This is a genomic window from Streptomyces sp. NPDC051136 (genome assembly GCF_044455745.1).
In the GTDB taxonomy this organism is placed as follows: domain Bacteria; phylum Actinomycetota; class Actinomycetes; order Streptomycetales; family Streptomycetaceae; genus Streptomyces.
The window spans coordinates 129385-153297 of record NZ_JBITFE010000012.1 but is presented as its reverse complement, the minus strand read 5'-3'; the positions used below and the strand labels follow the sequence as shown (position 1 = coordinate 153297).

Below are 23913 nucleotides of genomic sequence, written 5' to 3'. Positions count from 1 at the left end.
GAAGAGCCGCGCCCGCTACAGCAGCGCGGCCCGCGGACCGTCGGGCTGCTCGAGCCGGGCCTGCAGCACCGAGCGGGCCAGCTCCGCGGCCTCGTCCTCGCCGAGCCGGCGGAAACCGTCCTCGGTGATCACAGTGATGATCGGATAGATCCGGCGGGCGACATCGGGACCACCGGTCGCCGAGTCGTCGTCAGCCGCGTCGTACAGCGCCTGCACCACGAGCGTCGTGGCCTGCTCCTCGGTCAGGTCGTCGCGGAACAGCTTCTTCATCGCACCGCGCGCGAAGACCGACCCCGACCCCGTGGTCGCGTAGTTCCGCTCCTCGGACCGGCCGCCCGTCACGTCGTACGAGAAGATGCGGCCCCGGCCCCGGTCCACGTCGTACCCGGCGAACAGCGGCACCACGGCCAGCCCCTGCATCGCCATGCCCAGGTTGGACCGGATCATCGTCGACAGGCGGTTCGCCTTGCCCTCCAGGGAGAGCTGGGCACCCTCGACCTTCTCGAAGTGCTCCAGCTCCAGCTGGAACAGCTTCACCATCTCCACGGCGAGGCCGGCCGTACCGGCGATGCCCACCGCCGAGTACTCGTCGGCCGGGAACACCTTCTCGATGTCCCGCTGGGCGATCATGTTCCCCATGGTGGCCCGACGGTCACCGGCGAGGACGACACCCCCGGGGAACGTGACCGCGACGATCGTGGTGCCGTGCGGTGCCTCGACGACGCCCTGCACCGGCGGGAGCTGCCGGTTGCCCGGGAGCATGTCCGGCTGGTGCTCACCGAGGAAGTCCATGAAGGAGGAGGACCCGGGCGTCAGGAAGGCAGCTGGTAGACGCCCGGTGCTACGAGTGTTGGCTTCCACGCGATTCCTTCCACGTAAGCGGCAGCCCGCCTTATGGCATCGGGCCGATCCTTGAACTGCCCCAGCGCAGCGTTGCAGCTGAAGCACAGTACGCCACGGACCCTACCCGTCTCGTGGCAGTGATCCACATGCGCGGCGGGAGCCGCGAGACATATGCAGCAGACGCCGCCTTGGTCGGCGACCAATTGATCGCGCTCGGCTTCGGTGAGGTTGTACTTGCGCTTGAAGTGGCTCGCCCTGTTGCGTTCCGCGCGACACTCACGGCAGTAACTCGACCAACCGTCGGAGGTGGTCTTGTTTCGCTCCCACTCGGCGTGGGGCTTCGTCTCGCTGCACTGCGGACATCGCTTATGGCCCGGGGGGACGGAGACCTTTGGGCGCACCTTCTTGCCTTTGGCCTCCTGACGCCGCCGGTAGTACTCGGCGGAGCACTCTAGGCAGTACGCCTGGAGACCGTCGGGCATGGACTTGTTGCTGGCGAACGCCGCCCGCGGCAAGTGTTGCTTGCACCGCGAGCAGCGCCTGACCGCCACCTCTTCAATCACTCATCCGCCCCCAACTCCACCTTCACTTCGCAGGTGAAGTCACTCTCCACCCTTCTGAACGAAGGACCTCACGAAATCTTCTGCGTTCTCCTCCAGGACATCGTCGATCTCGTCCAGGACGGAGTCCACGTCGTCGTTCAGCTTTTCCTGGCGCTCCTTGAGGTCCTCGGAGGCCTGCGCGTCCTGCGCCTGCTCCTCGACCTCCTCGGTGGACCGCGTGGCCTTCTGCTGCCCGCCGCCGGTGTCCTTGGTCGCCATAACCCTCACCCCGCTCGGTTCGCCCGACACAGTTGCTCGGTCAAGATCAGACCCTACAAGCCGGGTCCGACATCGGCCCCGCGTTTCTCCAACGAACGGGGGCCATCTCGATGGTTCCCGGACCGGGTGGGTTTCCACCCCGTCCGGCGGTCTCCTTCGTGTACCCGCTCGGCCCGACTACCCGCCGGCCAGTACCCTGACCAGGTCTTCCGCGGTGCGGCAGCGGTCCAGGAGCTCCTTGACGTGATTACGCGTTCCGCGAAGCGGTTCCAGGGTTGGCACCCGCTGGAGCGAGTCCCGGCCCGGCAGGTCGAAGATCACGGAGTCCCAGGAGGCCGCGGCGACGTCGTCCGCGTACTGCTCCAGGCAGCGTCCGCGGAAGTAGGCGCGGGTGTCCTCCGGGGGCTTGGTGCGGGCCCGCTCGACCTCGTTCTCGTCGAGGAGGCGCTTGATGCGGCCGCGGTCCACCAGGCGGTTGTAGAGGCCCTTGTCGGGGCGTACGTCGGCGTACTGGAGGTCGACGAGGTGGAGCCGGGCGGCGTCCCAGTCGACGTTGTCGCGGCGGCGGTAGCCCTCCATGAGTTCCCGTTTGGCGACCCAGTCGAGTTCGCCGGCGAGGCTCATGGGGTCGTTCTCGAGCCGGTTGAGGGTGTCCTCCCAGCGTCCGAGGACGTCCTTGGTCTGGTCGTCGGCGTCCGCGCCGTAGCGTTCCTCGACGTATTTGCGGGCCAGCTCGTAGTACTCCATCTGGAGCTGTACGGCGGTCAGTGTGCGGCCGCTGCGCAGGGTGACGAGACGCTTGAGCGTGGGGTCGTGCGAGACCTGGTGGAGGGTGCGTACGGGCTGGTCGACGGCGAGGTCGACGGCGATGAAGCCGTCTTCGATCATGGAGAGGACCAGGGCCGTGGTGCCGAGCTTGAGGTAGGTGGAGATCTCCGACAGGTTGGCGTCGCCGATGATCACGTGCAGGCGGCGCCATTTCTCGGCGTCGGCGTGGGGTTCGTCGCGGGTGTTGATGATGGGGCGCTTGAGTGTGGTCTCGAGGCCGACCTCGACTTCGAAGTAGTCGGCGCGCTGGCTGAGCTGGAAGCCGTGTTCGTGGCCGTCCTGGCCGATGCCGACGCGGCCGGCGCCGGTGATGACCTGGCGGGAGACGAAGAAGGGGGTCAGGTGGCGCACGATGTCCGAGAAGGCGGTCTCGCGCTTCATCAGGTAGTTCTCGTGCGTGCCGTAGGAGGCGCCCTTGTTGTCGGTGTTGTTCTTGTACAGGTGGATGGGCTGGGCGCCGGGGAGCTGGGCGGCGCGTTCGGCGGCTTCGGCCATGATGCGTTCGCCGGCTTTGTCCCACAGGACGGCGTCGCGGGGGTTGGTGACTTCCGGAGCGCTGTATTCGGGGTGGGCGTGGTCGACGTAGAGCCGTGCTCCGTTGGTGAGGATGACGTTGGCGAGGCCGATGTCCTCGTCGGTGAGCTGGCTGTTGTCGGCGTTTTCGCGGGCGAGGTCGAAGCCTCGCGCGTCCCGGAGCGGGTTCTCCTCCTCGAAGTCCCAGCGGGCCCGGCGGGCCCGGTGCATCGCCGCCGCGTAGGCGTTGACGATCTGGGACGAGGTGAGCATGGCATTGGCGTTGGGGTGGCCGGGGACGGAGATCCCGTACTCGGTCTCGATGCCCATTACTCGCCGTACGGTCATGCGGCCCTCCTTGCCCGGCAGCGCCCGTAGTGGGCGTCGCTCAAGTACCGCTGGCGCTCCGATGCGTGTGCGGTGCCCGTCCCCGCAGTGCGCGACTCGGCGGTATGGAAGAGCCTAGAACGCCTTTGCGCTCGCGGGGAGATCATTTGCGTCATTGCCTTGCTCCAGCCGGGGCTCCGGAAAACAGTCGGCTGCGGGTACCCGGTGAGGGCACCCGCAGCCGCCCTGCTTTTACAGGTACTGACCGGTGTTTGCCACCGTGTCGATGGAGCGTCCGGTGTCCGCGCCCTGTTTTCCGGTGACGAGCGTACGGATGTACACGATCCGTTCGCCCTTCTTTCCGGAGATGCGGGCCCAGTCGTCCGGGTTGGTGGTGTTGGGCAGGTCCTCGTTCTCCTTGAACTCGTCCACGCAGGCCTGGAGGAGGTGGGAGACGCGGAGGCCCTTCTGGTTCTTGTCGAGGAAGTCCTTGATCGCCATCTTCTTGGCGCGGCCCACGATGTTCTCGATCATGGCGCCGGAATTGAAGTCCTTGAAATAGAGGACTTCCTTGTCGCCGTTGGCGTAGGTGACTTCCAGGAAGCGGTTCTCCTCGGATTCGGCGTACATCTGTTCCACCGCTGTCTGGATCATGCTGGAGACGGTGGCTGCCTTGTCCTTCTCGTGTTCCGCGAGGTCGTCGGAGTGGAGGGGGAGGCGTTCGGTGAGGTACTTGCCGAAGATGTCCTTGGCCGCTTCGGCGTCCGGACGTTCGATCTTGATCTTCACGTCGAGGCGGCCGGGTCGCAGGATGGCGGGGTCGATCATGTCCTCGCGGTTGGAGGCGCCGATGACGACCACGTTCTGCAGGCCTTCCACGCCGTCGATCTCGGCGAGCAGCTGCGGGACGATGGTGTTCTCCACGTCCGAGCTGACGCCGGAGCCGCGGGTGCGGAAGAGGGATTCCATCTCGTCGAAGAAGACGATGACGGGTGTGCCTTCGCTGGCCTTCTCCCGTGCGCGCTGGAAGACGAGGCGGATCTGCCGCTCGGTCTCGCCGACGTACTTGTTGAGGAGCTCGGGTCCCTTGATGTTGAGGAAGAAGCTCTTGCCGGCGGCCTGGCCGGTGACCTCGGCGACCTTTTTGGCCAGCGAGTTGGCGACGGCCTTGGCGATGAGCGTCTTGCCGCATCCGGGGGGTCCGTAGAGCAGGACGCCCTTGGGGGGCCGCAGCTCGTGCTCCCGGAACAGGTCGGGGTAGAGGTAGGGGAGCTCGACCGCGTCGCGGATCATCTCGATCTGTCCGCCGAGGCCGCCGATCTGCTCGTAGCCGATGTCGGGGACCTCTTCGAGGACGAGTTCTTCGACCTCGCTCTTGGGGACGACCTCGTAGACGTAGCCGGAGCGGGGTTCGAGCAGGAGGGCGTCGCCGGGGCGGATGGTGAGTCCGCGCAGGGGTTCGGCGAGCCGTACCACTCTTTCCTCGTCGGTGTGGCCGAGTACCAGGGCGCGCTCGCCGTCCTCGAGGATCTCCTTGAGGGTGACGATGTCGCCGACGCTCTCGTACTCCATGGCCTCGACCACGTTGAGTGCTTCGTTGAGCATCACTTCCTGGCCGCGTCGGAGCTCGTCGAGCTCGACGCTCGGGCTGACGTTCACCCGGAGTTTGCGGCCGCCGGTGAAGATGTCGGCGGTGCCGTCCTCGTTGGCCTGCAGGAAGACTCCGAAGCCGGCCGGTGGCTGGGCCAGCCGGTCGACTTCTTCCTTGAGGGCCACGATCTGGTCGCGGGCCTCGCGGAGTGTGCCTGCGAGTCGCTCGTTCTGTGCGGACACGCCGGCCAGGTTGGTCTGCAGTTCGACGATCCGCTCTTCGAGAATTCTCGTGTGTCGCGGAGATTCGGCGAGCTTGCGTCGCAGGACGGCGATCTCCTGCTCAAGGTAGGCCACCTGCCCGGCCGGGTCTTCGGACCCGCGTCCCGGGCGGATGCCGCGGTTCATGTCGTCGTCGTGGGCTGCCACGGTCCTCACCTCCTCCATGGGGAGCTGGACGCTTCCAGACCCTACCTGGGTGGGTGTCGATTGAAACCCCTAGATCACAAAGACTGTCGGGGTGTGTCCGATCTTCACCCTTGCGCTCTCCCTCACGCCAGGGGAATACCCACGGAACGTGGATGGAACCCAGGCGGAGGTAGGGTCGAAGTGTTCAACACCCGTCAGAGCTGGCCGGATTCCCGGGCGGCTGGGCGCAGGAAACGGCAGGAGCGGATGAGCGTGCAGCAGGAGGCCGGAGTCGGTGACGAGGCTCTGGAGGTCTGGATCGATCAGGACCTGTGTACCGGCGACGGCATCTGTGCCCAGTACGCGCCCGAGGTGTTCGAGCTGGACATCGACGGTCTGGCCTATGTGAAGGGCGCGGACGACGAGCTGTTGCAGAGTCCGGGGGCGGTAACGCCCGTGCCGTTGCCGCTTCTCACGGACGTGGTCGACTCCGCCAAGGAGTGTCCGGGTGAGTGCATTCACGTGCGTCGTGTTTCGGACAGGGCCGAGGTGTACGGTCCGGACGCAGAGTGACCGAATCGTGATGTGACGAGTACGTTCCGTGATCGTCGCCCGGTGCGTCACACCTTGTGTCCCAGGGGTACCGGTCAGACGGTGCGTGCCTGTGCGGGTGTGTCGGCGACGAACGTGCCGTTCTTCCACTGCCACTTCGCGTCGTCGGTGACGTCGGGGCAGCAACTGGGCACGTCGGGCGAGGAGTAGCCGAGGAGGGTGGCGCGGACGACGCCGTCGCGCACCGCGATTGCGGTGGCGGTGCGGCGTTCCCCGGGGTCGACGAGGGTGGCGACGACGCGGGGCTTGCCGCCGCGGGTGTCGTGGGTGATGACGTACACGGCGTCGGGCGGGGTGCCCATGGGTGCGTCGCAGTGCACGACGGCCACTGTTTCCGGGGCACCGTCGCCGTCGAGGTCGCCGGTGGCCTTCTTCTGGACGACGGCGTCGACGGGGCCGCATTCCAGGGGGAAGGCGACGGTGGCGGGGTCGGGTGGCGCGATGTGTGCCGGTGCGCTCTTCGGGCCGGTGGCCGGGGCGCGGTCGGCGCTCTGGGCCGCCGTCGCGGCGTCGGGCTGGAGGACCGAGGACAGGGCGACCACGCCGGCGACGGCTGTGGCGGTGGCGACCCAGTGGATCGGCCGGGTGTGCGTGTGCTGGAGGTCCGGAACGGCGGGGTGCTGCACGAGGAGTGTCTCCTGTGAGGGCTGTGCCGGTGGGGTGCCCAGCATCGTGCCACACGTCACAGTGCGGGGGAACGGCGGGGTGGGTACTCGCCCGGGTTTTCCGTGCGGCGTTCGCCGGGTCGGGCGGGGCCCGTCAACACGAGGACGCCCGGGGGGGGGGGGGGGGGGGGGGGGGCCCGCGCCGGGGTTGCGGGGGGGGGGGGGGGGGGGGGGGGGGGGCCCCCCCACCCGGCGCCGGGGGGGGGGGGGCGCGGGCGGGGCCCCCACCCCCACCACGGCGTCTGTGTGTTGTACGGGCCGGGGGGCCGGGTCAGCGGCCGGTGCCGCCGCCGGCGTTGGGGCCGTCGTAGTCCTCGCCGTAGGCGCCCTTGGCGGGGCGGCGGCGGCGCATGGGCGGCTCGACGCCGTCGGCGAGGCGGCGGGCGGTGAGGAGGAAGCCGGTGTGGCCGATCATGCGGTGGTCGGGGCGGACGGCGAGGCCCTCGACGTGCCAGTTGCGGATCATGGTCTCCCAGGAGGTCGGCTCGTTGAAGCAGCCGATCTCGCGGATGGACTCGACGGTCCGGGCGAGCTGCGTGGTGGTGGCGACGTAGCAGCACAGGATGCCGCCGGGCACGAGTGCCTTGGAGACGGCCTCCAGGCACTCCCAGGGGGCGAGCATGTCGAGGATGACGCGGTCGACGTCGGTGTCGGACAGGTTGTCCTGGAGGTCGCCGACGGTGAGCTGCCAGGCGGGGTGCGGTCCGCCGAAGTAGCGCTGCACGTTCTGCTGGGCGATCTCGGCGAAGTCCTCGCGGCGCTCGTAGGAGTGCAGCATGCCCTGGTCGCCGATGGCGCGCAGCAGGAAGCTGCTGAGCGAGCCGGAGCCGACGCCGGCTTCCACGACGCGGGCGCCGGGGAAGATGTCGGCGAAGGCGAGGATCTGCCCCGCGTCCTTCGGGTAGACGACGGCCGCCCCGCGGGGCATGGACAGGACGTAGTCGGGGAGCAGGGGGCGCAGCGCGAGGTAGGCGACGTTCCCGGTGGTGCGGACAACGCTGCCCTCGGGGGCGCCGATCAGTTCGTCGTGGGGGAAGGAACCCTTGTGGGTGTGGAAGTTCTTCCCGGCCTCGAGCGTGAACGTGTAGTGGCGGCCCTTGGGGTCGGTCAGCTGAACCTGGTCCCCGACCTTGAAGGGCCCGCGCCTGCGGGCGGCACCGGTCGGTTCGGACATGTGACCAGCCTACCGGTCCCCGGCGGGGCCGCCGACCACCGCTGGGCGGCGGTGGCCGTCAGGCGGGGCGGGCCATGGCCTTGACGAAGGCGCGTTCCACGTCGGCTGCGGACAGGACGCCGTAGATCTCGCCGGTCTCCTCGACGACGAGGTATTCGGTGGCGGGGTTGGCGCGCAGGGCGTCGAGGAGTTCCTCGCCGGACAGCTCGGCGGAGACGCGCATGCCGTCGGTGAGGTCCTGGGCGAGGGTGCTGACCGGTACCCAGGGGCGGCGGTGGTCGGGTACGCCGACGATGGCGGCCTCGCGGACCAGTGAGGCGGGGGTGCCGTCGGCGTCGACGACGACCAGGGCGCGGGCGCCGGAGGCGTTGGCGCGGCGCAGGGCTTCGGAGAGGGGGGTGTCGGCCTGGACGGGGACGGCGCGCCGGGTGAGGGCGCGCGCGTGCAGTTCGGGGAGGTGTTCGCGCAGGCGGGCCATGCGGAGGCTGTTTCCGGCGCCGGTCCAGATGATCGCGGCGAGGATGGCGGCGAGCAGGGCGTCCATGACGGTGTCCATGCCGACGTCGTCGGCGGCGCCGCTGCCGAGGGACTGGGTGAGCAGCGGCAGGCCGATCAGTACGGCGATGGCGAGGGCGCGGCCGACCCAGGCGGCGGCGACGGTGCCGCTCATGGGCTTGCCGGTGATCTTCCAGACGACGGCGCGGAGCATGCGGCCGCCGTCGAGGGGGAGGCCGGGCAGCAGGTTGAAGGCGGCGACGAGGAGGTTGGAGACCATGAGGCCGGCCAGGAGGACGCCGGGGACGCTGTCGGCCTGGACGGGCAGCAGGGCGGCGTAGAAGACGCCGGAGAGGACGAGGGAGAGGAGGGGGCCGACGAAGGCCAGTACGAATTCGCGGCCGGGGGTCTCGGCTTCCTTCTCGATCTCGGAGACGCCGCCGAAGAACTGGAGCTGGATGCGGCGGACGGGGAGCTTGAAGCGGAGGGCGGCGACGGTGTGGGCGAGTTCGTGGACGAGGACGGAGGCGTAGAAGGCGACGGCGAAGAAGAGGGAGACGAGGTAGCGGGCGGCGCCGAGTTCGGGCAGTACGCGGTCGAGCTGGCCGCCGAAGACCCAGGTGATGAGGGCGGCGACGAGGAACCAGCTGGGGGCGACGTACACGGGGACGCCGAAGGGGCGGCCCATGAGCAGGCCGCCTCCGGGCTCGGGTCGGCGCTGCGGGGGCCGGCCCGGGCCGCTCGTGCCGTGGGTGTGGGCCTCGGCGCGGTGGCGGGGGGCGTCGGTGCCGTGGGCGGCGTGCCGGGGCCCTGCGGCCGGTCCGGAGGGGTGGTCGCCGTGGGAGGACGGTGCCGGCCGGGTGCCGGCCGCGTCGCCGGGGGGTGTGTCCGCCGGCGGAGGAGTGGTGCCGTCCGGGCGGGGGGTCCGGTCGCTTCCGGGGGCCGGCCGGGGCGTCGGGTCTTCTTCCGGGCCGCGCGCGGTCACGGCGGTGGCGGGGGTGGTCGCGGCGGGGTCACCGGGGCCGGTCGGGTCCTGGATGGGCGGGGTGGTGCCGGGCGGGGTCGCGGTGCCCGTGGCGGGGTTCGCGCCGGGGGTGGGCGGGTTCGGGCGGCCGGTCGCCGCGTCCGGGGTGCCGCGGTCGGGCCCGGGGTGTGCGGTGGGGGCGCCGGCGGGGCTCTCCCCCGGCGTCGTGGGTGCCGGTGTGCCGGTGGTCGGCGGTGCGGACGGTGTGGCCGCGCGGTCCGGTGTGCCGGGGTCGGCGGGCGTGGGCCGGGTGGGTTCCGGCGCGGCGGTGTCGGTGGGGTCGGCGGCCGGGGCCGTGGGATGTGCCTGGGGCTCGGCCGACTCGTCGTTGCCGGACCGCGGCTGCCCGCTCCCGCCGCTCACGTCCACGATGTCCCCTCGTTCGAAGCGTCTCCCGACCTGCCGGACGGGAGGGTCTCGTGTCGATGGTATGCGTCCGTCGCGGCCCGTTCAGCCCCGGCACCCCCGTGCCTGCCTTCTGTCGCGGGTGTCACGGTCGCGGGCTGGGTCGCTGTCAGTGGTCGGCCGTAAGGTCTGTGGGCATGGAGACGAGTACCGAGGACGTCGCACCGGACGCGGGCGGATCCGCCCGGCCGGCGGCGGCAGTGGCGGATCAGGCGGGCGTGGTGGTGGAGCCGCAGGGCGTGGCGCCGCACGCGCCGGCCCTCTCACCCGCGCCCGCGGCGACGGCGCCCGCCTCGCTCTCGCCCTCCCGGGCCGGTGACTTCATGCAGTGCCCGCTGCTGTACCGGTTCCGGGTCATCGATCGGCTGCCGGAGAAGCCCAGTGAGGCGGCGACCAGGGGCACCCTGGTGCACGCGGTGCTGGAGCGGCTCTTCGACGCCCCGGCGGCCGAGCGCACCGCGCCGAGGGCGAAGGCGCTGGTGCCGGGGCAGTGGGACCGGCTGCGGGAGAGCAGGCCGGAGGTGGGCGAGCTGTTCGCGGACGATCCGGAGGGCGAGCGGCTGGCGCAGTGGCTGTCCGAGGCGGAGCGGCTCGTCGAGCGCTGGTTCACGCTGGAGGACCCGAGCCGGCTGGAGCCAGCCGAGCGGGAGCTGTTCGTCGAGGCGGAGCTGGACTCCGGGCTGCGGCTGCGCGGCATCATCGACCGCGTCGACGTCGCGCCGACCGGCGAGGTGCGGATCGTCGACTACAAGACGGGCAAGGCGCCCCGGCCGCAGTACGCGGAGGGCGCGCTGTTCCAGATGAAGTTCTACGCGCTGGTGGTGTGGCGGCTGAAGAAGGTCGTGCCGCGGCGGTTGCAGCTGGTGTATCTCGGCAGCGGTGACGTGCTCACGTACGACCCGGTCCTGGCCGACCTGGAGCGGGTGGAGCGCAAGCTGCTGGCGCTGTGGGAGGCGATCCGGCTGGCGACCGAGACGGGTGACTGGCGGCCGCGGCCCACGAAGCTGTGCGGCTGGTGCGACCACCGGGCGCACTGTCCGGAGTTCGGCGGCACTCCCCCGCCCTATCCGCTGCCGGTGAGGGCGGCCGGCTCCGGCGGCGGCGAGCAGGGCAGAATGGGGCCGGACTAGGGTCCCATCGAAGGAGACTTACGTGGCCATCCGCGTCCTACTGGTCGACGACCAGCCGCTGCTGCGCACGGGCTTCCGGATGATTCTGGAGGCGGAGCAGGATCTCGCGGTCGTCGGCGAGGCCGGCGACGGCCTTCAGGCTCTCGACCAGGTGCGGGCACTGCAGCCCGACGTGGTGCTGATGGACATCCGCATGCCGCGGATGGACGGTGTGGAGGCGACCCGGCAGATCACCGGGCCCGAGCGGGACGGTCCGGCGAAGGTGCTGGTGCTGACCACGTTCGACCTGGACGAGTACGTGGTGGAGGCGCTGAAGGCGGGCGCCAGCGGTTTCCTGCTCAAGGACGCCCCGGCCAACGAGCTGGTGCAGGCGATCCGGGTGGTGGCGGGCGGCGAGGCGATGCTCGCGCCGAGCATCACCCGGCGGCTGCTCGACAAGTACGCCACGCATCTGCCGTCCGGTGACGAGCCGGTGCCGGACACGCTGCACACGCTGACGGACCGTGAGGTCGAGGTGCTGAAGCTGGTGGCCCGCGGGCTGTCGAACGCGGAGATCGCGGCGGACCTGTTCGTCAGCGAGACCACCGTGAAGACGCATGTGGGCCATGTGCTGACGAAGCTGGGCCTGCGGGACCGGGTGCAGGCCGCGGTGTACGCCTACGAGAGCGGGCTGGTCCGTCCCGGCGCGCAGTAGCGTCCGGGCCGGCACGGCCGGGACGGCGAAGGGCGCCCTCTTCCGGTGGGAGGAGGGCGCCCTTCGGTCGTGTCCGGTGCCGGTCGGCGTCAGCCGCTGACGCCCCGGCCCAGCTCCCACAGCTGGAGCGTGGAGGAGGCGTTGAGGAGGTAGGCGGCGCCGGTGACGTCGTCGCGGGTGGCGACGTACTGCTTGCCCTGCCACAGCGGGATCAGCGGCACGTCCTCGGCGGTGATGTCCTGGATGTCGGTGAGGACGTCCACCGCGGACAGCCGGTCGGCCTCGCCGCGGGACTCGGGGATCAGCTTGTTGATGATGTCCGAGTTCTGGTACGGCGAGTTGAGGGTGTTGCCCTTGTCCAGGAACGGCGCGATGAAGCTGTCGGCGTCCGGGAAGTCGGGGAACCAGCCCATGCCGAAGGCGGCGTACTGGCGGTTCAGCTCCGCCTTGCGGAACTTGGTCCAGGGCGCGCCCTCGATGTCGACGTCGAACAGGCCGCTGTCGTTCAGCTGCTTCTGGATCTGCTCGAACTCCTGCTTGGTGGCGGCGCCGTAGTGGTCCGTCGTGTAGTTCAGGGTCAGCTTGACGGGCGTGGTGACGTCCGCGTCCTCCAGCATCGCCTTCGCCTTGTCGACGCTCGGGTCGCCGTAGGTGTTGAAGAACGAGTTGGAGTGGCCGGTGATGCCGGCGGGGACCATCGAGTACAGCGGCTGGGCCTGCGAGCCGTACACCGTGGAGACGAGTTCGCTGCGGTTGATCAGCTGCGCCATCGCCTTGCGCACGGCCTTGTCCTTGACCTCCGGCGCCTCCGTGTTGAAGCCGAGGTAGCGGATCTCCAGGCCGGACACCTCGACGAGGTCGACGTCGCCGTCGGTGGCCCGGGCGAGCTGCTGGACCTGCTTCGGCGTCATCGCGCGGGTCATCACGTCGATGTCGCCCTTCTCGATCGCGGTGCCCATGGCGTCCGCGTCGTCGAAGAAGACCATCTCGACCTTGTCGTTGTTCACCTCGACGCTCCCCTTGTAATCGGGGTTCTTGGTGAACACGGCCTTGGTCAGTTCGTTGTTCTTGACCTCGGCCTTCATGGTGTACGGGCCGGAGCCGTCCAGCTCCCAGCCGTCGCGCAGCTTGTCCTTGGGGTACTGCTTCGGGTTGACGATGCCCGCGACCGGGGTCGACAGCTTGTACGGGAAGGTGGCGTCCGCGGTCTTGAGGTGGAAGATGACCTCGCGGTCGCCCTGCGTCTCGACGGTGTCCACGGTGCTGAGCAGCGTGGCCACCTCGGTGTCGGCCTTGATGGCCAGAGCGCGTTCGATGGAGTACTTCACGTCCTGCGCGGTGATCGCGTCACCGTTGGCGAACTTCAGGCCGTCCCGCAGCGTGCACGCGTACCGTTCGTTTCCGGTGTCGGTGAATCCGCACTTCTCGGCGGCGTCCGGCACGGGTTCACCGTCGCCGCGAGGCTGCGTCATGAGGGTCTGCGTGGTCTGACGCAGCACGTTCCACAGGCCGACGTCGTAGGCGTACGCCGGGTCGAGCGGCGCGGGGGTCTCCTCCGAGGCGCTGAACCGGTCCGTGGTGCCGACGACGATCGCGTCCCCGCCGCTGCCGCCGTCCGATCCTCCGCAGGCGGCGAGCACCGGTGCGAGCAGGCCGACGACGGCCGGCAGCACCAAAGTCTTGCGGTTCATGCTCGAGTTTCTCCAGAGCTGTCGGTCCGTGTATCCGGCATGCAGGGGTGTCGCGGCGGATCACGGGGGTAGTGGCCGATGTTCTCGCGACGAGATTAGTCCGCGCCCGCACGGGGGTTCGCAGCCACCGGAGTTGGGCGCTCATCACGGAGCGAAACCGGGTGTGGACACACCGAAAACCCGACAGTGGAAGGATTAGTGCAGGGTTTCACCAATCAGGACACAAAGGCTCCTCGACAACGTTCGCCAAGCCGGGATGTGCACACCCACCCCTGCCTGTCGACCCCTGTCCGCGTGGCGAACGTCACAGTTGCACTTCGGCCGCCCGGGCCTGAATTCGGCCGGCCGAGGCGGTGGAAATACCGGGAACTCGGCCCGTGAACACAGTGCGTGAACACGTGTGGACTTCTGCCGGACCGCGCCGGGCCGCCTTCGGGGAATTCACCGTGCCGACGTCGTCGTGCGTTCGGTGAACGGCTAGCGCGTGTGTGTCATCAGGCCGCGCAGAAATGCCAGGTCGACTTCTTCCAGGGAGGTGACCACCGTGCGCCGGGCGGCCGGGGTGATGGGCGCGACCGAGGGCACCGCCACGACGTGGCAGCCGGCCGCCTCGGCGGCGGCGACCCCGGTCGCGGTGTCCTCGACGACCGCGCACCGGGCCGGGTCCGCGCCGAGTCCGGCCGCGGCGGCGAGGTAGGGGTCGGGGTGCGGCTTGGTGCGTGGCACCTCGTCCCCGGCGACGGTGAGGGCGAAGTGCTGGGGGCCCAGTGACTTCAGGACGCGGTCGATGATGCGCCGGTGCGAGGCGGAGACCAGGGCCGTGGGGATCTCGTGCGCGGACAGTTCCTCGAGCAGCCGGGCGGCGCCGGGCATGAGCGGCAGGTCGCGGCCGATGCGCTGCTCGAAGCCGTCGTTGAGCAGCACGCTGAGCTCGGCGAGGGTGATGTCGGCGCCGGTGGCCTCGATCAGGAAGCCGGCGCTGCGGGTCATGGGGCCGCCGACCACGACGTGGCGCCAGGAGTCGTCGAGGGTGTGGCCGAGGGAGGCGAAGACCTCCGTCTCGACGTCCCACCAGAAGCCCTCGGTGTCCACCAGGGTGCCGTCCATGTCGAGGAGCACGGCCTGCAGGGTGGAGCCTTCGGCCGTACGGGTTCCGAGCGCGGGGACCGTACTGGTCATCCACGTACCTCCTTGAGGGACGATCAGGCCGGCTCCCACGAAGGGAGCCGGCCTGCGGTGGACCGACCAGTGTACGTCGTGCGGGATGCGAACGCCCGGTGTGACGGACGGCGCCGGCAGGGAGCCGCTAGCGGGCGTTGAAGTACTTCGCCTCGGGGTGGTGGATGACGATGGCGTCGGTGGACTGCTCCGGGTGGAGCTGGAACTCCTCCGAGAGGTGGACGCCGATGCGCTCCGGCTCCAGGAGGGCGGCGATCTTGGCGCGGTCCTCCAGGTCGGGGCAGGCGCCGTAGCCGAGGGAGAAGCGGGCGCCGCGGTACTTCAGGGCGAACATGTCCTCCATCTCGGCCGGGTCCTCGCCGGCGAAGCCCAGCTCGGAGCGGACCCGGGCGTGCCAGTACTCGGCGAGGGCCTCGGCGAGCTGGACGGACAGGCCGTGCAGTTCGAGGTAGTCGCGGTAGGCGTTGGCCTCGAACATCCGTGCCGTCTCCTCGCCGATGCGGGAGCCGACGGTGACGACCTGGAAGCCGACGACGTCGGTCTCGCCGGACTCCTCCGGGCGGAAGAAGTCCGCCAGGCACAGCCGCCGGCCGCGGCGCTGGCGCGGGAAGGTGAAGCGGGTGCGTTCGTTGCCGTCGTCGTCGAGGACGATCAGGTCGTCGTCCTTGGAGACGCAGGGGAAGTAGCCGTAGACGACGGCCGCCTCCAGCAGGTTCTCCGTCTGGAGCCGGTCGAGGAGGCCGCGCAGCCGCGGCCGGCCCTCGGACTCGACCAGTTCCTCGTAGGAGGGTCCCTCGCCGGTGCGGGCCTGCTTGAGGCCCCACTGGCCCTTGAACAGGGCGCCCTCGTCGAGCCAGGAGGCGTACTCCTTGAGCTGGATGCCCTTGACGACGCGGGTGCCGCGGAAGGGGGGCTCGGGGACGGGGTTGTCGGTGGCGACGTCGGAGCGGACGTGGCCCTCCTCGGGCCGCTCGTCGACCTCGACGGTGGCGGCGCGCACCCGGCGCTGCTTGAGTTCGGGCAGCTTGGCGCCGGGGACGCCGCGCTTGATGCCGATCAGGGCGTCCATGAGGCGCAGCCCCTCGAAGGCGTCGCGGGCGTAGCGGACCTCGCCGTCGTAGATCTCGTGCAGGTCCTGCTCGACGTAGGCCCGGGTGAGGGCGGCGCCGCCGAGGATGACGGGGTAGTCGGCGGCCAGCTTGCGCTGGTTGAGCTCCTCCAGGTTCTCCTTCATGATCACCGTGGACTTGACCAGGAGCCCGGACATGCCGATGACGTCGGCCTTGTGCTCGTCGGCGGCCTCCAGGATCGCCGAGACGGGCTGCTTGATGCCGAGGTTGACGACGGTGTAGCCGTTGTTGGACAGGATGATGTCGACGAGGTTCTTGCCGATGTCGTGGACGTCGCCGCGGACGGTGGCCAGCACGATGGTGCCCTTGCCGTCGTCGTCGGTCTTCTCCATGTGCGGCTCCAGGTGGGCCACCGCGGTCTTCATGACCTCGGCGGACTGGAGCACGAACGGCAGCTGCATCTGGCCGGAGCCGAACAGTTCGCCGACGACCTTCATGCCGTCGAGCAGGGTCTCGTTGACGATGTCGAGCGCCGGGCGCTCCTGGAGGGCCTCGTCCAGGTCCTGTTCGAGGCCGTTCTTCTCGCCGTCGATGATGCGGCGCTTGAGGCGCTCCTCCAGCGGGAGGGCGGCCAGTTCCTCGGCCTTGGACGCCTTCAGCGACTTGGCGGTGGCGCCCTCGAACAGCTGCATCAGCTTCTGCAGCGGGTCGTAGCCCTCGCGGCGGCGGTCGTGGATCAGGTCGAGGGCGGTGGTGACCTGCTCCTCGTCGAAGCGGGCGATCGGCAGGATCTTGCTGGCGTGCACGATCGCCGAGTCCAGGCCCGCCTTGACGCATTCGTCGAGGAAGACGGAGTTGAGCAGGATGCGGGCGGCCGGGTTGAGGCCGAAGGAGATGTTGGACAGGCCGAGCGTGGTCTGCACGTCGGGGTGGCGGCGCTTGAGCTCGCGGATGCCCTCGATCGTGGCGATCCCGTCCTTGCGGGACTCCTCCTGGCCGGTGCAGATGGTGAAGGTCAGACAGTCGACGAGGATGTCGGACTCGTGGATGCCCCAGTTGCCGGTGAGGTCCTCGATGAGCCGTTCGGCGATCTCGACCTTCTTCTCGGCGGTGCGGGCCTGGCCCTCCTCGTCGATGGTCAGCGCGATCAGCGCGGCGCCGTGCTCCTGGGCCAGCTTCGTGACGCGCGCGAAGCGGGACTCGGGGCCTGCGCCGTCCTCGTAGTTGACCGAGTTGATCACCGCGCGGCCGCCGAGCTTCTCCAGGCCGGCCCGGATGACCTCGACCTCGGTGGAGTCCAGGACGATCGGCAGCGTGGAGGCGGTGGCGAACCGTCCGGCCAGCTCCTCCATGTCGGCGACGCCGTCGCGGCCCACGTAGTCGACGCACAGGTCGAGCATGTGCGCGCCCTCGCGGATCTGGTCGCGGGCCATCTCGACGCAGTCGTCCCAGCGGCCCTCCAGCATGGCCTCGCGGAACTTCTTGGAGCCGTTGGCGTTGGTGCGCTCGCCGATGGCCAGGTAGGAGGTGTCCTGGCGGAAGGGCACGCTCTGGTAGAGCGAGGCGGCGCCGGGCTCGGGCCGCGGCCGGCGCTCGGTGGGCTCGGCGCCCCGGACGCGCTCGACGACCTGGCGCAGGTGCTCGGGGGTGGTGCCGCAGCAGCCGCCGACCAGGGACAGGCCGTACTCGCGCACGAAGGTCTCGTGGGCGTCGGCGAGCTCGGGTGCGGTCAGCGGGTAGTGGGCGCCGTCCTTGCCGAGGACGGGCAGTCCGGCGTTGGGCATGCAGGTCAGCGGGATGCGGGAGTGGCGCGCGAGGTAGCGCAGGTGCTCGCTCATCTCGGCGGGGCCGGTGGCGCAGTTCATGCCGATCATGTCGATGCCGAGCGGTTCCAGCGCGGTGAGCGCGGCGCCGATCTCGGAGCCGAGCAGCATGGTGCCGGTGGTCTCGACGGTGACGGAGACGATGACCGGGAGGTCGAGCCCGAGGGCGTCCAGGGCGCGGCGGGCGCCGAGCACGGAGGCCTTGGTCTGCAGCAGGTCCTGCGTGGTCTCGACGAGCAGGGCGTCGGCGCCGCCGGTGACCAGGCCCTCGGCGTTGCGCTGGTAGGCGTCGCGCAGGACGGTGTAGGGGGCGTGGCCGAGGGTGGGGAGCTTGGTGCCGGGGCCGATGGAGCCGAGGACCCAGCGCTGCCGGCCGTCGCGGGCGGCGAACTCGTCGGCGACCTCGCGGGCGACGCGGGCGCCGGCCTCGGAGAGCTCGTGGACCCGCTCGGGGATGTCGTACTCGCCGAGGGCGGAGTGGTTGGCGCCGAAGGTGTTGGTTCCGACGCAGTCGACGCCGGCGGCGAAGTACTCCTCGTGCACCGAGCGGACGATGTCGGGCCGGGTGACGTTCAGGACCTCGTTGCACCCCTCCAGCTGCTCGAAGTCGTCCAGCGAGGGGTTCTGGGCCTGGAGCATCGTGCCCATGGCGCCGTCGGCGACCACCACGCGGGTGGCGAGGGCCTCTCGGAGGGCGGACACGCGGGTGCGGGTGTCGGCGGGCGGGGTGGATGGCGACGAGGCCATGAAAGGGCTCCCTAGGATGCGACGGCTGTCGGCTTTGCGTCTGCCCGGGGCCGTCCGCCGTGGACGTCGCGGGGAGAACGCACGTCGTCAGGGTAGCCGGGACCGGGGGCGGATGGTCGGGGCGTCCACGAGACGGACGAGGATGGCGGATGAAGAGCGGCCGAACGGACGAGCTTCCTCCGCCCGGAGCGGGCCACGACGGCGGTGACCCCGCCCGGAGACCTGCGGGGTCACGCCGGGGCACCGGCGGTGACGCGCCCGGGCACCGGCAGGGTCGGGCACGGGCACGGGCACGGGCATACGCAGGGTCGCGCTCGGGCACCGGTGGGGCCACGCCGGTGCACGGTCCCGCGGGGGCGTCCGAGGTCACGGTGGGCCGCGGCGGGCGCGCGGGGCGCGAGCGCGCGGAGGGTCGTCCGCGATCCGGGGCCTGCGGGGTCACGGCCGGAGGGCCGAAGTGCAACAGTTGCCCGCCGACCATTGGCGGGAGGTCGGCATCGACCGGTAGTGTTCGGCATTGCCGAACGACGTCAACGGCGTCGAGGTCGGCACTCGAAGGGGACGGAGGCAGTACGTCGATGGCACGGAACATCCAGTCGCTCGAACGGGCGGCCGCGATGCTGCGCCTGCTCGGAGGCGGCGAGCGGCGGCTCGGCCTGTCGGACATCGCCTCGTCACTGGGTCTGGCCAAGGGCACCGCGCACGGCATCCTGCGCACCCTCCAGCAGGAGGGCTTCGTCGAGCAGGACGACGCCTCCGGGCGCTATCAGCTGGGCGCCGAGCTGCTGCGCCTGGGCACCACCTACCTGGACGTGCACGAGCTGCGGGCCCGCGCCCTGGTGTGGACGGACGACCTGGCCCGCTCCAGCGGCGAGAGCGTCCACCTCGGCGTCCTGCACCAGCAGGGCGTCCTGATCGTGCACCACGTCTTCCGCCCCGACGACAGCCGGCAGGTCCTGGAGATCGGGGCCATGCAGCCGCTGCACTCCACGGCGCTCGGCAAGGTGCTGTCGGCGTACGACCCGGTCGCGCACAGCGAGGCGCTGGAGGCCGACCGCAAGGCGTTCACGGACCGGACCGTGCACGAGCCGGAGGGCTTCGAGCACGTCCTGGACATCACGCGCGCGCGGGGGTACGCCGCCGACGTCGAGGAGACCTGGGAGGGCATCGCCTCCATCGCCGCCCCGATCCACGACCGCAGGCGCATGCCGGTCGGCGCGGTCGGGATCACCGGGGCCGTGGAGCGGGTGTGCCGGGAGGGCGAGCTGCGGCCCGAGCTGGTCGCGGCGGTGCGGGACTGCGCCCGCGCGGTGTCGCGCGACCTGGGCGCCGGACGGTTCTAGGGCCCGCCGACGGACTGATCGAGGCCGGGACGCCCGAGGCGCCCCGGCCTTCGCCGTGTCCGGTGCCGGTCCGCGCCGGCACCGCGGGCCGACCGATAGCCCGTGGCGATCAATAACGATCGTGCTTTCGATAACACAGCTCTTGACGCGCGCCTGACGCCGAACGAGACTCGCGTCCATCGGTCGGCATTGTCGAACACCTACCGGCAATAAGCGTTAGAGTGTGACAGTGCCAAGGGCCGCCATCGCTCTCATACCGAGGGCGCCGGAACACCCGGAGGGACCCGGGGGTTCGGCTTCCCCTGGACGAAGGACAAAGGAGTCGCGGGTGTCCAGCTCCGACATCTTCATCGGCGAGACCATCGGTACCGCCATACTCATCCTGCTCGGCGGCGGTGTGTGTGCCGCCGTGACGCTCAAGGCCTCCAAGGCGCGCAACGCCGGCTGGGTCGCCATCACCCTCGGGTGGGGCTTCGCCGTCATGACGGCGGCCTACATATCGGGTCCGCTCTCCGGCGCCCACCTCAACCCGGCCGTCACCGTCGGCATCGCGATCAAGGACGGCGACTGGAGCAACACGCCGACCTACTTCGCGGGCCAGATCCTCGGCGCCATGATCGGCGCGGTCCTGGTCTGGATCACCTACTACGGCCAGTTCCAGGCCCACCTCACCGACCGGGAGATCGTCGGCGTCACCGACACGAAGGACGCGACGGCCAAGTCCGTCGAGGCGCAGGAGAAGGGCGCCGGCCCCGTCCTGGGCATCTTCTCCACCGGCCCCGAGATCCGGCACACGGTCCAGAACCTCGCCACCGAGATCATCGGCACCTTCGTCCTGCTGCTCGCCATCCTCACCCAGGGCCTGAACGACGAGGGCAACGGCCTCGGCATCCTGGGCGCCCTGGTCACCGCGTTCGTGGTCGTCTCGATCGGTCTCTCGCTCGGCGGTCCGACGGGATACGCGATCAACCCGGTCCGCGACCTCGGTCCGCGCATCGTGCACGCCCTGCTGCCCCTGCCCAACAAGGGCGGATCCGACTGGTCCTACGCCTGGATCCCGGTCGTCGGTCCGCTGATCGGCGGCGCGATCGCCGGAGGTGTCTACAACGTCGCGTTCGCCTGAGCGGGCCCCCGCTCGGCGATCATCGAGCCGCAGACCACGCGCCGTACGTACCGGCCACCCACCACGGAACCCCAGGAGCACACAGTGACCGACGACCACACCGCAGGCATCTCCTCCCACGGCCACGGACCGTTCATCGCCGCGATCGACCAGGGCACCACCTCCTCGCGCTGCATCGTCTTCGACCGCGACGGGCGCATCGTCTCCGTCGACCAGAAGGAGCACGAGCAGATCTTCCCCAAGCCCGGCTGGGTCGAGCACAACGCCACCGAGATCTGGACCAACGTCCAGGAGGTCGTCGCCGGGGCCGTGGAGAAGGCGGGCATCACCCGCGACGACATCAAGGCCATCGGCATCACCAACCAGCGCGAGACCACCCTCGTCTGGGACAGGAACACCGGCGAGCCCGTCCACAACGCCATCGTCTGGCAGGACACCCGCACCGACGCCCTCTGCCGTGAACTGGGCCGCAACGTCGGCCAGGACCGCTTCCGCCGCGAGACCGGACTCCCCCTCGCCTCCTACTTCGCCGGTCCCAAGGCCCGCTGGCTGCTCGACAACGTCGAGGGTCTGCGCGAGCGCGCCGAGGCGGGCGACCTGCTGTTCGGCACCATGGACACCTGGGTCATCTGGAACCTCACCGGCGGCGTGGACGGCGGCAAGCACGTCACCGACGTCACCAACGCCTCGCGCACCATGCTGATGAACCTGCACACCATGGCGTGGGACGAGAAGATCGCCGAGTCGATCGGCGTGCCGATGCGGATGCTCCCGGAGATCCGCTCCTCCGCCGAGGTCTACGGCGAGATCAAGGGCGGCCGTCTCGGCGAGCTGCTCGGCGGCATCCCGGTCGCCTCCGCGCTCGGCGACCAGCAGGCGGCCCTGTTCGGCCAGACCTGCTTCTCCGAGGGCGAGACCAAGTCGACGTACGGCACCGGCACCTTCATGGTGATGAACACCGGTGACAAGCTCATCAACTCCTACTCGGGCCTGCTGACCACGGTCGGCTACAAGATCGGCGACCAGGACACGGTCTACGCCCTGGAGGGGTCGATCGCCGTCACCGGTTCGCTGGTGCAGTGGATGCGCGACCAGATGGGCCTGATCTCCACCGCCGCCGAGATCGAGACCCTGGCCATGCAGGTCGAGGACAACGGCGGCGCCTACTTCGTCCCGGCCTTCTCCGGCCTGTTCGCCCCGTACTGGCGCTCCGACGCCCGCGGTGTGATCGCCGGCCTCACCCGGTACGTCACCAAGGCGCACCTCGCGCGCGCCGTCCTGGAGGCCACCGCCTGGCAGACCCGTGAGATCGCGGACGCCATGACGAAGGACTCCGGTGTGGAGCTGACCGCCCTCAAGGTCGACGGCGGCATGACCTCCAACAACCTGCTGATGCAGACCCTCGCCGACTTCGTGGACGCCCCCGTGGTGCGCCCGATGGTCGCCGAGACCACCTGCCTCGGCGCCGCCTACGCCGCCGGCCTGGCCGTCGGCTTCTGGAACAGCACCGACGACCTGCGCGCCAACTGGCGACGGGCCGCCGAGTGGACCCCCCGCATGGACGCGGAGACCCGCGACCGTGAGTACAAGAGCTGGCTCAAGGCCGTGAAGCGGACCATGGGCTGGCTCGAGGACGAGGAGTAAGAACCACCATGACCACTCAGTCCACCCTGCAGTCCGTGCCTGCCCTGGGGACGCACCCGGCCTCCGGCTCGAACCCGAGCCGGGCCGAGACCCGGGAGCAGCTCTCCAAGGCGTCGTACGACCTTCTCGTGATCGGCGGCGGCATCCTGGGCATCTCCACCGCCTGGCACGCCGCGCAGTCCGGCCTCAGGGTGGCCGTGGTCGACGCCGGCGACTTCGCCGGCGCCACCTCCTCCGCCTCCTCCAAGCTGCTCCACGGCGGACTGCGCTACCTGCAGACCGGCGCGGTGAAGCTGGTGGCGGAGAACCACTTCGAGCGCCGTGCGGTCTCCCGCCAGGTGGCACCCCACCTGGCGAACCCGCTCACGTTCTACCTCCCCGTGTACAAGGGCGGGCCGCACGGCGCGGCGAAGCTCGGGGCCGGCGTCTTCGCGTACTCGGCGCTGTCCGCCTTCGGCGACGGCGTCGGCCACCTGCTCTCCCCGGCCAAGGCCGCGCAGGACGTGCCGGAGCTGCGCACCGACAACCTCAAGGCCGTGGCCGTGTACGGCGACGACCAGATGAACGACGCCCGCATGGCGCTGATGACGGTCCGCGCGGCGGTCGACTCCGGCGCCGTGGTCCTCAACCACGCCGAGGTCACCGGGCTGCGCTTCACCGGCGGCCGGGTCACCGGCGCCGAGCTGAAGGACCGGCTGTCCGGCGACGAGTTCGGGGTGAACGCGCGCCTGGTGCTCAACGCGACCGGCCCGTGGGTCGACCACCTGCGCCGCATGGAGGACCCGGCCGCCGCCCCGTCCATCCGCCTGTCCAAGGGCGCGCACCTGGTGCTCAAGCGCACCGCGCCCTGGAAGGCGGCGCTGGCCACCCCGATCGACAAGTACCGGATCACCTTCGCCCTCCCCTGGGAGGACATGCTGCTGCTCGGTACCACCGACGAGGAGTTCGAGGGCGACCCGGCGGACGTCGCGGTCAACGACAAGGACGTGGCCCAGATACTCGACGAGGCCGCGTTCTCCATCCGCGACCAGCAGCTGGACCGCGACCTGATCACGTACTCCTTCGCGGGTCTGCGCGTGCTGCCGGGTGGTCCCGGCGACACGGCGAAGGCCAAGCGCGAGACGGTCGTCACCGAGGGCCGGGGCGGGATGCTGTCCGTCGCGGGCGGCAAGTGGACCACCTTCCGCCACATCGGCCGTACGGTGATGAAGAAGCTGGAGGCGCTGCCCGGCCACCCGCTCGGCGACGGCTTCGAGCCCATCGCGTCGCTGCCGAAGAAGCTGCCGCTGCCCGGCGTGGCCAACCCGCGCGCGGTGGCCCACCGGCTGCTGGTGGACGGCTCGGCGCCCGGCCCGCGCATGGCTGCCGACACCGCCAGGCACCTGGCCACGCACTACGGCTCGCTCGCCTTCGACATCGCCCGGCTCGCCAACGAGAGCCCGGAGCTGGCGCAGCGCGTCCACCCGGACGCCCCGGAGATCTGGGCGCAGGTCGTGTGGGCCCGGGACAACGAGTGGGCCGAGACGGCGGACGACGTGCTGCGCCGCCGTACGACGCTGACGATCCGGGGCCTGGCCACGGACGAGGTCCGCGCGCAGGTCCAGGACGTGCTCGACAAGAAGTAGCCCCGCGTTCCGACGGCGGGCGGTGGGTGTCCGCACACCGGGTACGGGGCAGTGATCCGTTCACTGCCCCGTACGAAGGGGCTGCGGGCGGCCCCTCGGCACGCCGTAAGGTTGGGGGGTACGCGAGGGCACGTCGGAA

18 protein-coding genes are annotated in these 23913 nt (G+C 70.4%); 7 read left to right on the top strand and 11 right to left on the bottom strand.

The features are described 5' to 3' along the window. Positions 1 to 15: 15 nt before the first annotated feature. The 5 genes from prcB to arc form a co-directional block, all read right to left on the bottom strand. The gene (gene prcB / locus ACIBCJ_RS30850) at positions 16 to 861 is read right to left on the bottom strand and encodes a proteasome subunit beta (protein WP_362097380.1); all 846 of its coding nucleotides are present in this window, start codon (positions 859 to 861) and stop codon (positions 16 to 18) included. Beyond that, on the bottom strand, positions 813 to 1406 hold the full coding sequence (locus ACIBCJ_RS30845) for an endonuclease VII domain-containing protein (protein ID WP_399283876.1): 594 nt from the start codon (positions 1404 to 1406) through the stop codon (positions 813 to 815). Before ACIBCJ_RS30845 ends, prcB begins: the two co-directional genes overlap by 49 nt. Positions 1407 to 1445: 39 nt before the next feature. Beyond that, entirely contained in the window at positions 1446 to 1664 is a 219-nt protein-coding gene (locus tag ACIBCJ_RS30840) for a ubiquitin-like protein Pup (protein WP_043374843.1), read from the bottom strand. A gap of 177 nt (positions 1665 to 1841) precedes the next feature. Further along, positions 1842 to 3353 carry a depupylase/deamidase Dop gene (gene dop, locus ACIBCJ_RS30835; protein WP_362097384.1) on the bottom strand — a complete coding sequence of 504 codons (1512 nt, stop codon included), beginning with the start codon at positions 3351 to 3353 and terminating at the stop codon, positions 1842 to 1844. Between the two features lie 231 nt (positions 3354 to 3584). Continuing rightward, positions 3585 to 5351, bottom strand: a complete 1767-nt coding sequence (arc, locus tag ACIBCJ_RS30830) for a proteasome ATPase (protein WP_007447848.1) — start codon at positions 5349 to 5351, stop codon at positions 3585 to 3587. 246 nt (positions 5352 to 5597) lie between these two features. On the opposite strand from arc, the gene ACIBCJ_RS30825 reads away from it, so the two are divergent. Further along, positions 5598 to 5903, top strand: coding sequence for a ferredoxin (locus ACIBCJ_RS30825; RefSeq protein ID WP_133888219.1), 306 nt, complete (start codon positions 5598 to 5600; stop codon positions 5901 to 5903). Between the two features lie 74 nt (positions 5904 to 5977). Here ACIBCJ_RS30825 and ACIBCJ_RS30820 read toward each other — a convergent pair whose 3' ends face one another. The 3 genes from ACIBCJ_RS30820 to ACIBCJ_RS30810 form a co-directional block, all read right to left on the bottom strand. After that, positions 5978 to 6568 carry a hypothetical protein gene (locus tag ACIBCJ_RS30820; protein ID WP_362097389.1) on the bottom strand — a complete coding sequence of 197 codons (591 nt, stop codon included), beginning with the start codon at positions 6566 to 6568 and terminating at the stop codon, positions 5978 to 5980. Between the two features lie 310 nt (positions 6569 to 6878). Further along, positions 6879 to 7781 (bottom strand): tRNA (adenine-N1)-methyltransferase, encoded by a 903-nt coding sequence (locus tag ACIBCJ_RS30815; protein ID WP_030404677.1) that lies wholly within the window; start codon positions 7779 to 7781, stop codon positions 6879 to 6881. 58 nt (positions 7782 to 7839) lie between these two features. Beyond that, positions 7840 to 9669 (bottom strand): site-2 protease family protein, encoded by a 1830-nt coding sequence (locus tag ACIBCJ_RS30810; protein ID WP_365980617.1) that lies wholly within the window; start codon positions 9667 to 9669, stop codon positions 7840 to 7842. A 173-nt stretch (positions 9670 to 9842) separates the two neighbouring features. On the opposite strand from ACIBCJ_RS30810, the gene ACIBCJ_RS30805 reads away from it, so the two are divergent. Beyond that, a complete protein-coding gene (locus ACIBCJ_RS30805) occupies positions 9843 to 10835 on the top strand; it encodes a RecB family exonuclease (protein ID WP_365980618.1) in 993 nt (330 codons plus the stop codon). A gap of 22 nt (positions 10836 to 10857) precedes the next feature. After that, entirely contained in the window at positions 10858 to 11529 is a 672-nt protein-coding gene (locus tag ACIBCJ_RS30800) for a response regulator transcription factor (protein ID WP_007447882.1), read from the top strand. Positions 11530 to 11618: 89 nt separating this feature from the next. On the opposite strand, the gene ACIBCJ_RS30795 is transcribed toward ACIBCJ_RS30800, so the two are convergent. From ACIBCJ_RS30795 to metH, 3 genes are all read right to left on the bottom strand, one after another. After that, positions 11619 to 13220 (bottom strand): ABC transporter substrate-binding protein, encoded by a 1602-nt coding sequence (locus ACIBCJ_RS30795; protein WP_362097400.1) that lies wholly within the window; start codon positions 13218 to 13220, stop codon positions 11619 to 11621. Between the two features lie 477 nt (positions 13221 to 13697). Next, on the bottom strand, positions 13698 to 14399 hold the full coding sequence (locus tag ACIBCJ_RS30790; protein ID WP_362097403.1) for an HAD family phosphatase: 702 nt from the start codon (positions 14397 to 14399) through the stop codon (positions 13698 to 13700). Between the two features lie 127 nt (positions 14400 to 14526). Continuing rightward, on the bottom strand, positions 14527 to 18039 hold the full coding sequence (gene metH / locus ACIBCJ_RS30785) for a methionine synthase (protein ID WP_365980619.1): 3513 nt from the start codon (positions 18037 to 18039) through the stop codon (positions 14527 to 14529). Between the two features lie 578 nt (positions 18040 to 18617). Between metH and ACIBCJ_RS30780 the strand changes: the two genes are divergently transcribed. The 4 genes from ACIBCJ_RS30780 to ACIBCJ_RS30765 all read left to right on the top strand — a co-directional run bounded on the left by ACIBCJ_RS30780 (position 18618) and on the right by ACIBCJ_RS30765 (position 23774). Then, positions 18618 to 19382: an IclR family transcriptional regulator gene (locus tag ACIBCJ_RS30780; RefSeq protein ID WP_133887990.1), complete on the top strand. Its 765-nt coding sequence runs from the start codon at positions 18618 to 18620 to the stop codon at positions 19380 to 19382. Positions 19383 to 19710: 328 nt separating this feature from the next. Next, entirely contained in the window at positions 19711 to 20505 is a 795-nt protein-coding gene (locus ACIBCJ_RS30775; RefSeq protein WP_362104400.1) for an MIP/aquaporin family protein, read from the top strand. An 84-nt stretch (positions 20506 to 20589) separates the two neighbouring features. Continuing rightward, positions 20590 to 22149: a glycerol kinase GlpK gene (glpK, locus tag ACIBCJ_RS30770; RefSeq protein WP_393525028.1), complete on the top strand. Its 1560-nt coding sequence runs from the start codon at positions 20590 to 20592 to the stop codon at positions 22147 to 22149. Between the two features lie 8 nt (positions 22150 to 22157). Next, positions 22158 to 23774, top strand: coding sequence for a glycerol-3-phosphate dehydrogenase/oxidase (locus ACIBCJ_RS30765; protein ID WP_362104398.1), 1617 nt, complete (start codon positions 22158 to 22160; stop codon positions 23772 to 23774). The last annotated feature ends 139 nt before the right edge of the window (positions 23775 to 23913 follow it).

What these genes read in the sequence shown, in the direction of transcription:
- ACIBCJ_RS30840 (WP_043374843.1), bottom strand. Translation starts at nt 1,664, where the DNA reads ATGGCGACCAAGGACACCGGCGGCGGGCAGCAGAAGGCCACGCGGTCC.
- dop (WP_362097384.1), bottom strand. Translation starts at nt 3,353, where the DNA reads ATGACCGTACGGCGAGTAATGGGCATCGAGACCGAGTACGGGATCTCC.
- ACIBCJ_RS30825 (WP_133888219.1), top strand. Translation starts at nt 5,598, where the DNA reads ATGAGCGTGCAGCAGGAGGCCGGAGTCGGTGACGAGGCTCTGGAGGTC.
- ACIBCJ_RS30815 (WP_030404677.1), bottom strand. Translation starts at nt 7,781, where the DNA reads ATGTCCGAACCGACCGGTGCCGCCCGCAGGCGCGGGCCCTTCAAGGTC.
- ACIBCJ_RS30805 (WP_365980618.1), top strand. Translation starts at nt 9,843, where the DNA reads ATGGAGACGAGTACCGAGGACGTCGCACCGGACGCGGGCGGATCCGCC.
- ACIBCJ_RS30795 (WP_362097400.1), bottom strand. Translation starts at nt 13,220, where the DNA reads ATGAACCGCAAGACTTTGGTGCTGCCGGCCGTCGTCGGCCTGCTCGCA.
- ACIBCJ_RS30790 (WP_362097403.1), bottom strand. Translation starts at nt 14,399, where the DNA reads ATGACCAGTACGGTCCCCGCGCTCGGAACCCGTACGGCCGAAGGCTCC.
- metH (WP_365980619.1), bottom strand. Translation starts at nt 18,039, where the DNA reads ATGGCCTCGTCGCCATCCACCCCGCCCGCCGACACCCGCACCCGCGTG.
- ACIBCJ_RS30780 (WP_133887990.1), top strand. Translation starts at nt 18,618, where the DNA reads ATGGCACGGAACATCCAGTCGCTCGAACGGGCGGCCGCGATGCTGCGC.
- ACIBCJ_RS30765 (WP_362104398.1), top strand. Translation starts at nt 22,158, where the DNA reads ATGACCACTCAGTCCACCCTGCAGTCCGTGCCTGCCCTGGGGACGCAC.